General features: G+C 47.1%; 2 rRNA genes. Both read left to right on the top strand.

Going from position 1 to position 1,218, the window contains the following annotated elements:
* Positions 1-101: ribosomal RNA gene (locus MMB69_RS27165) — 16S ribosomal RNA — on the top strand; the annotation flags it as partial.
* A 225-nt stretch (positions 102-326) separates the two neighbouring features.
* Positions 327-1,218 (top strand): 23S ribosomal RNA (locus MMB69_RS27160); the annotation flags it as partial.

The following is a 1,218-nucleotide window of genomic DNA, read 5'->3' as shown; positions in this document are numbered from 1 at the left end:
GAGTAACCGTAAGGAGCTAGCCGCCTAAGGTGGGACAGATGATTGGGGTGAAGTCGTAACAAGGTAGCCGTATCGGAAGGTGCGGCTGGATCACCTCCTTTCTAAGGATTTTTACATGACGTACGTTTTGACACTTTGTTCAGTTTTGAGAGTTCAATCTCTCAATTATAGAAAGCACACTACTTTCTTCTTATTAGATAAGAAGAATTTTGGTTGCGATTGTTCTTTGAAAACTAGATAACAGTAATTGCTGAGGAAAAGTGAAACTTTTCTTTAATCAAACCAATAAATAACACAACAGTATGTTGTACCATTTATTCGCTAATGGTTAAGTTAGAAAGGGCGCACGGTGAATGCCTTGGCACTAGGAGCCGATGAAGGACGGGACTAACACCGATATGCTTCGGGGAGCTGTAAGTGAGCTTTGATCCGGAGATTTCCGAATGGGGAAACCCACTGTTCGTAATGGAACAGTATCTTTATCTGAATACATAGGATATTGAAGGCAGACCCGGGGAACTGAAACATCTAAGTACCCGGAGGAAGAGAAAGCAAATGCGATTTCCTGAGTAGCGGCGAGCGAAACGGAATTAGCCCAAACCAAGAGGCTTGCCTCTTGGGGTTGTAGGACACTCTATACGGAGTTACAAAGGAACGAAGTAAATGAAGCGACCTGGAAAGGTCCGTCGAAGAAGGTAACAACCCTGTAGTTGAAACTTCGTTCCCTCTTGAGTGGATCCTGAGTACGGCGGAACACGTGAAATTCCGTCGGAAGCTGGGAGGACCATCTCCCAAGGCTAAATACTACCTAGTGACCGATAGTGAACCAGTACCGTGAGGGAAAGGTGAAAAGCACCCCGGAAGGGGAGTGAAAGAGATCCTGAAACCGTGTGCCTACAAGTAGTCAGAGCCCGTTAACGGGTGATGGCGTGCCTTTTGTAGAATGAACCGGCGAGTTACGATCCCATGCAAGGTTAAGCTGATAAGGCGGAGCCGTAGCGAAAGCGAGTCTGAATAGGGCGTTTAGTATGTGGTTGTAGACCCGAAACCAGGTGATCTACCCATGTCCAGGGTGAAGTTCAGGTAACACTGAATGGAGGCCCGAACCCACGCACGTTGAAAAGTGCGGGGATGAGGTGTGGGTAGCGGAGAAATTCCAATCGAACCTGGAGATAGCTGGTTCTCTCCGAAATAGCTTTAGGGCTAGCCTCATGTTGT

This window comes from Priestia sp. P5, from assembly GCF_029522155.1.
GTDB classification, from domain to species: Bacteria; Bacillota; Bacilli; order Bacillales; family Bacillaceae_H; genus Priestia; species Priestia megaterium_E.
Note: the sequence above shows the minus strand (reverse complement) of the source record. Positions and strands in the feature narration are given on the sequence as shown.